Origin of the sequence: Klebsiella sp. S69 (genome assembly GCF_016516145.1) — a bacterium.
GTDB lineage: Bacteria > Pseudomonadota > Gammaproteobacteria > Enterobacterales > Enterobacteriaceae > Klebsiella > Klebsiella oxytoca.
On the sequence record NZ_JACVUU010000050.1, the window covers coordinates 1 to 5,803 of the forward strand.

Consider the following 5,803-nt stretch of genomic DNA (forward strand, 5'->3'; position numbering starts at 1 on the left):
AAAGAGATTTTCCTGTGCCGGCGAGAGAACGCCACTATCCTGTCTGGCCAGCGCAAGCGCCACCAGGGCACACCACGCCAGATGGCCTGATTTTTCTGTCAGCGTCACGGCTTCTCCCGCGAGTCAAAAAACTGATGTAATTCATCGAGCATAAGCAGCACACGTCGGCCAGTCTTACGGGGAAACATCCTCCGCATCTCACGCGTCAGCTGCTTCTTCTCCCATCCGTAAAGGAAAATAATGCTGTAGTCCCTTCTCTCAGCGCAAATATCAGGGCCCGCGACGATACGCGCCACCTCCTTATTCAGACGTTCGCCTCGCCAGCCATAAGCCGCCAGTCGCTTACGGATACGTGCAACGGGAAAACGTTTATCGGAGTGACGGGGGAAGAGTAACGTCCCGTCCTCATTTCGTTTGATACCAGACATATCCAGAGACTGTTCGAACACCACTGTTCGCGCGGGGAAATGCTCACGCATAGTTTTCATCATATTTTCCATTCCAGACTCCTGAATTAATACCTGCAGCTGTCTGACCAGCCAGAGAGCAGCGTTATGCTGGCTCACTCCCTGCGTCATCATTCATTTCACACTGGAGTTCATGCCAGTATCCGGCAATATTGTTTACCACCTGTGCTGTCATAACGGCGTCAGTGACGGCGGAATGAGCCTCCCCGATCCAGCTCAGGCCAGCCTGACTGACAGCACCGGAAAGCGATATGGTACCGTAACGATTGGTGGGTCCGTAATAACCCGCAGCAAGCCGCATGGCACAGTACACCGTCAGAGAGTCCAGCCAGCTGGCAGGGTCGTTATGCGCTGCCGCTGTCTGCTTCAGAATGCGCGTATCAAACTCAGCATTGAAAATAACCAGCGGGCGCCGGCCAATATGGTGCTGCAGCTGCTGCGCAATATCAGGCCACGATGGCGCTCTGACCAGATCCTCGTCACTGATACCGTGTACTGCAGCTGCTGCCGGATCGATGGCGACAGTGGGTTTAAGACGGGTCTCAAATATCCTCTCACCGCGGGCATTCACCAGACCGATTTCCAGCGCCTGCGCGCCGGTATCAAGTCCGGTCGTTTCGGTATCGAGGAAGACGGGGTCCAGCGCTAACCAGGTATGTGCCAGCATGGCGAACCTGCCACGCTCACTCTTTATCCGGGCCTGCAGACCCAGACGTGTGCTGGCCTGCCGCTGTTTTTCTGTCTGAGGTCGTTTCGCCCGCATCGGGACGCAGTCACCCAGCCGCCATACACCGTATTTCCCGCCGTAAGGACTTTTGTACATCCTGACCGGCTCTGCACCGGGGGCTGGCTTCATCCTGAACTCATCCCGAAGCCGCCCTCTGGTGTAGCATTTATCCTCCGCCCGGGGCGTTTCATCACGGGCGTCTGAATTGTCATCATCACGCATTCTGGCCACCGGTCTGTTTATTGCCTGAAAGTGCCGCCATCAGAGACTGGTTCTGACGCTGCAGGGCTTCAGCTTCACCACGCAGTGCCGCGACAGCCTCTTTCTCATACATAACATCCAGCAGGGCATCATCACGCTGTTTTTCCAGCTGTGTGCAGCGATCAGTCAGACTGGCTATTTCCCTGCCCATTCGCACCAGTTGCTCCGAGGAGGCCTTTTCCTGCGATTCCAGCCTTGCGGTGAGGCTGCTGACTCTGTCACGTTCAAGCGCAAGCTCACCGGCGCGCGCCTGTGCATCAGCGACTGCCTGCTCCAGACGCTGCTGCAGTGTCTCGCGAGTGGCCTGATGCTGCTGACGTTCTGCGGCCAGTGCATTTTCCTGCGACTCGAGGCGGGTCAGGAGAGTATTCACTTTATCGCGTTCTGACTTCAGTTCCTCTGTACGCGCATCAGCCTCGGCAGAAGCCTGCTCCAGTCGTTTCTGCAGGTCTTCCCGCGTGGCTTTATGCTGTTGCTGTTCCGCATCAAGCGCGCCCTGCAGGGAGGCCTTCTGCTCCTGATGCCGTTCTTCACGCTGACGGGCTGTCTCTTCAGCGGCCGCAAGACGCTCTTTCAGCTGGGCCAGCTCCACATCCAGTTGCTGGCGAAGTGACCGTTCTGATTCGAGCGCCTGCGTCAGCCGGTCATTTCTGTCCTGCAGCTCATCCAGTTTTTCTTCCAGGTCGTCGACCGTCTGCGCGGCATCTGCCAGCTCCCGTTCTGCCTGGGCAGTCTGTTCACCGGCGGCACGCGTGACTTCCGCAACCCGGCGTTCTGCGGCCCGGACAGCCTTATCATTCAGTTCTGTCGCCAGCCGGGTGATGCGTTCGGCCAGCGCGGCGGAGACGGCCTTCACTTCTTCCGCCACTTCCACGGGCAGCTCGGCAACGGGTTCAGTGACAACCGTGCTCTGTGACGCCTGGTACTCGTCCCATATCTGGCGCAGACGTGTCGGATTGCCGCCACCCACCTGGTTACGCAGCGCAAACCCGGTGATATTCCGTCCTTCAGCCTGCAGGGCCAGCCCTGCTTCAATAATCTGTTCTGGTTCGTATGTCGCCGGACGCATCTGTCAGTCTCCGCAGAAAGGGGTATGTTCAGATTATACACAAAACAAACTAACAAACAAACTAACAAACAAACTAAAAACGTGACAGTGTAGCGAAAAATGACGCTCTGACAGTGCACCGCCGGTCGAATTGCTGGCATAGCATGTCCGGAGCCCGGGCGGGACGCATCACCTGTGCGATGCACGCCACTCCCCTTGCCGGGTACTAATGTTAATGCTAATGTACGCATACGTTAGCATTAACCGGAGACAGGCATGCCGCAGGATGAATCAGTCGTCGAACGGGCCAGGGAATACTTTTTCCGGCACCACCGGTATACAGAGGAAGACCTGGAATCCGACTATCAGGCAGAACTGCGTAACTACAGGGATGACACCTGGGAAGCACCACAACGGGCAGCCAGACTCAGTGCGGCCGTCAAGCGCTACAAAACGTATGAGATGCTGTACTTCTTCTTCCGGATCGCTGATGAGGCCGGGCTGGACTATACTCCGCTGGTTGTAAAGCGCCTGTGCGCTCATCTTTTCGACAGGCAGGGCAGCCAGAATATTATTGTTGATATCTTTGGCCAGAAGGGACGCATGCACCGCAGCCATGACAGTGATCCTGACATTATTGCTGCCGTTGCCGAACGCTACCGGCAGCAGGCAGACGACCACTGGCAGACAGTCCTGAATAATATCGGGAGAGTGAAGCAGAACTTCCGTAAAAATCAGAACAACGAGAGAGCTGAAGGTGATTAACGCTCATTATAAATGCTAATATATGCGTACATTAGCATTTATATCATGCAGGAGGGTCGGCCGCCGCAGCGCATGGCCCAGGCACGAAGGACTGCAACCGAAACCGGATTCACCAGAAAGGAGGGCGATCCCCTGCAGGTGGCCAGCTGGTATCAGGCCTGTTTTGAGGCAGGCCTGCCGGTCACCGTCCAGGTGAATGAAAGCCGGGACTGACCGCCACCACGCACAAGGAATGAGAGCAGAATAATGAAATTAACAGAACCCAGACTGAATACGCTGATCGATAATCTGAATGCCCTGATTTGTGAAGACAGCCTGCTGACGCGCCAGGAGCGCGAGGATCTGGTCCGGGCCGTCGCCACCATCGGCGCCATGAAAGCACGCGTCAGCATGAAAAAGGCCACACTGCCGGCAGCGTCAAAACCAAAGGAAGAAAAACAGGAACGCCAGCCCGACCCACGTTTTCCGAATGCTGGCGAACCCTGGCGGGAAGAAGAGGGGACGCTGTTGCTTGATGTCCTCGAATCCGTACCGGACGAAACAGTGGGTGTTCATTTGTTCTGGCTGGCCGAAAAGCTTGGGCGAACCCCCTACAGTGTGGCCTGTAAGATAGCGGCGCTTCGGGACATGCCAAAAGAGTGGAAAGAGCAGTACCGTAAGGTTTCAGACAATATCCGCAAATCTGGCCTGAGCATCAGTGATTACATGAAACAGAACGGGAATGACTGAAATGCATGAATGTCACAGGCGAGATATAACAGTTTAATTTAAATATGAGGGTTATTAATGAAAACAGTGATATGGGTTATGGTGTATCTCGCGATATGCATTCTGGTCTTTTCGGGATGGCTGGTCTGCTTTGCACAGCATGCACCTCTTAGCGGGCATGAGCATGAATTAACAGTAATGTATCTGCTCAACTTATTTTATGATTATGTTTTGATGGAACCCTTCTATCAGTTCTTTCAGGTGACTGATTATTTTAAAGCGATTCTGGTTCTGGAAGATGATAGCGGCCAGTCTATAACTTTTTATAAAGAGACACCTGTTATTTGGATATATAGTCTGTCCGCCATTTTAACTTCTGTGGCTTATCTCATATACGCAAAATGGTTTACTCTCAAAAAACAACCACTCTAAATCGGGTTAACTTCCCGGACGAAAACTTTCGCCTCGAAGCATTGGAGATGACGCCACGCGAGAAACCGCAGAAGCCTGGGTTTGCGGTGCTGATGAAAGTGTTCCTGGGCACCGACCCGTACCAGTGCATCCTGTGCAAAGGCCGACTGCGTTTTTCCGGCGCCATGGCGGGCGAGCACGCCACAAAAATGCTCTCTGACAGGCTGCAGCGGATGGCTAAAAAACGATGGCTTCAGACCTCCTTCTCTGGATAAGTGCGCCTGAAAAGTAGGGTTTAGCTTAAAAACACAGCAAAACTGGCATTTTTACGCATTACCGCGCCTCAGACCTCATTGTATGCGGATCTTTATCACCGCTGTTCATGGTTAGGAAACTCAATTGGCCCTTATTGGGTTTCCTAACCATGTACAGGAGATCCGACCATTAGCTACTAAAAATAGCCAACCCCAAGAGGTTGGCTATCGATTAATCGAGCAAGGTGAAAAAGTTAAATCAAATGATATTTTTCAAGGGTAGATTTAACTTCTTTAACCAAAGTATCAGCATCTAAATCGCTTTCATCTCGATCTGGATAAGAAGTATAGCAGTCTGCCAGACTAAACAGTTCCGCTGCACAAAACCCAATATTATCTTTATCTTTACTCAGCGTTCCATCATCACGTTCTTTTCTCCATAACTTAAGGTATTGGGATTCATACTCATCTGCTGATATTTTTGATTCCAACAGATTTTTAGCAATTTCAATTAATTTCATACTCACAGCAACACTCCTTTTTCTATGTAGTTTCGATATTGAGGCGTACCTGGAACCAATTTCATTCCGGTGGAGAAAGAACCATCTTTCTTTATTACAACAGCATTATTAGTTTCTGAGTTGAAATATACTTTAGAATCTTTCTCTCTTATATAAGTACCCTTCTCCTTTGTATTTCTATCCGACAGATGTGCTTCGATAGCATCCCTGAATTTAGCAAGCGTTTCACTATTTATCTTCGTATCACTGATACCAAAATCGACAGCATGCTTGTACTTCTTCTGGAGCTGCCTGCGGGTATATTTCCCCGAATCCAGCGGGTCGCTCAGCATGACATAAATCGGCTCAACGCCGGTACCGGTCGCATCCGGCTGCCAGTAGATGAAGTCCTGCAGTGCAGGAATATCTGCCGCCGGCAACGTCGTGGTAACGATGCTGTCCGCCTGTTTCACCTCCGTCCCGGTATGCACTGGTGTCACCGGCGCCGGCGTACTGCTGCCGGTATGCGATGGTGCCGCAGGACCGACCGGTACAGGGTTAATCAGGATGGTGCGCGCTGGCGCACCGGCCACGGCCGGTACCGTGATTTTATCCAGGCCGGTGGTTTTGTCACGCACCGCGTTCAACACCGGCACCGAGGC

Annotated in this window: 9 protein-coding genes; 4 read left to right on the plus strand and 5 right to left on the minus strand. The window is 52.7% G+C overall.

All coding sequences use genetic code 11. The features are described 5' to 3' along the window. Positions 1 to 104: 104 nt before the first annotated feature. The 3 genes from IAE27_RS28825 to IAE27_RS28835 are packed head-to-tail and all read right to left on the minus strand — an operon-like array spanning position 105 to position 2,524. A complete protein-coding gene (locus tag IAE27_RS28825; RefSeq protein ID WP_200093364.1) occupies positions 105 to 500 on the minus strand; it encodes a hypothetical protein in 396 nt (131 codons plus the stop codon). A 52-nt stretch (positions 501 to 552) separates the two neighbouring features. Then, the gene (locus IAE27_RS30045; RefSeq protein ID WP_200093366.1) at positions 553 to 1,416 is read right to left on the minus strand and encodes a 3'-5' exonuclease; all 864 of its coding nucleotides are present in this window, start codon (positions 1,414 to 1,416) and stop codon (positions 553 to 555) included. Next, positions 1,409 to 2,524 (minus strand): DNA-binding protein, encoded by a 1,116-nt coding sequence (locus IAE27_RS28835; protein ID WP_200093368.1) that lies wholly within the window; start codon positions 2,522 to 2,524, stop codon positions 1,409 to 1,411. Before IAE27_RS28835 ends, IAE27_RS30045 begins: the two co-directional genes overlap by 8 nt. A gap of 255 nt (positions 2,525 to 2,779) precedes the next feature. On the opposite strand from IAE27_RS28835, the gene IAE27_RS28840 reads away from it, so the two are divergent. The 4 genes from IAE27_RS28840 to IAE27_RS28855 all read left to right on the plus strand — a co-directional run bounded on the left by IAE27_RS28840 (position 2,780) and on the right by IAE27_RS28855 (position 4,662). Beyond that, on the plus strand, positions 2,780 to 3,268 hold the full coding sequence (locus IAE27_RS28840) for a cytoplasmic protein (protein WP_200093370.1): 489 nt from the start codon (positions 2,780 to 2,782) through the stop codon (positions 3,266 to 3,268). Between the two features lie 246 nt (positions 3,269 to 3,514). Next, on the plus strand, positions 3,515 to 3,997 hold the full coding sequence (locus tag IAE27_RS28845; RefSeq protein ID WP_200093371.1) for a DNA-binding protein: 483 nt from the start codon (positions 3,515 to 3,517) through the stop codon (positions 3,995 to 3,997). A 57-nt stretch (positions 3,998 to 4,054) separates the two neighbouring features. After that, positions 4,055 to 4,408 carry a hypothetical protein gene (locus tag IAE27_RS28850; RefSeq protein WP_200093372.1) on the plus strand — a complete coding sequence of 118 codons (354 nt, stop codon included), beginning with the start codon at positions 4,055 to 4,057 and terminating at the stop codon, positions 4,406 to 4,408. A 47-nt stretch (positions 4,409 to 4,455) separates the two neighbouring features. After that, positions 4,456 to 4,662 carry a hypothetical protein gene (locus IAE27_RS28855; RefSeq protein WP_200093373.1) on the plus strand — a complete coding sequence of 69 codons (207 nt, stop codon included), beginning with the start codon at positions 4,456 to 4,458 and terminating at the stop codon, positions 4,660 to 4,662. Between the two features lie 233 nt (positions 4,663 to 4,895). Here the strand turns inward: IAE27_RS28855 and IAE27_RS28860 are convergent, their stop codons facing one another. Together IAE27_RS28860 and IAE27_RS28865 are read right to left on the minus strand one after the other, a co-directional pair. Next, a complete protein-coding gene (locus tag IAE27_RS28860) occupies positions 4,896 to 5,162 on the minus strand; it encodes a colicin immunity domain-containing protein (protein ID WP_227685341.1) in 267 nt (88 codons plus the stop codon). Between the two features lie 2 nt (positions 5,163 to 5,164). Then, on the minus strand, positions 5,165 to 5,803 hold a 639-nt coding region (locus IAE27_RS28865; protein WP_200093375.1), incomplete at its 5' end, for an S-type pyocin domain-containing protein.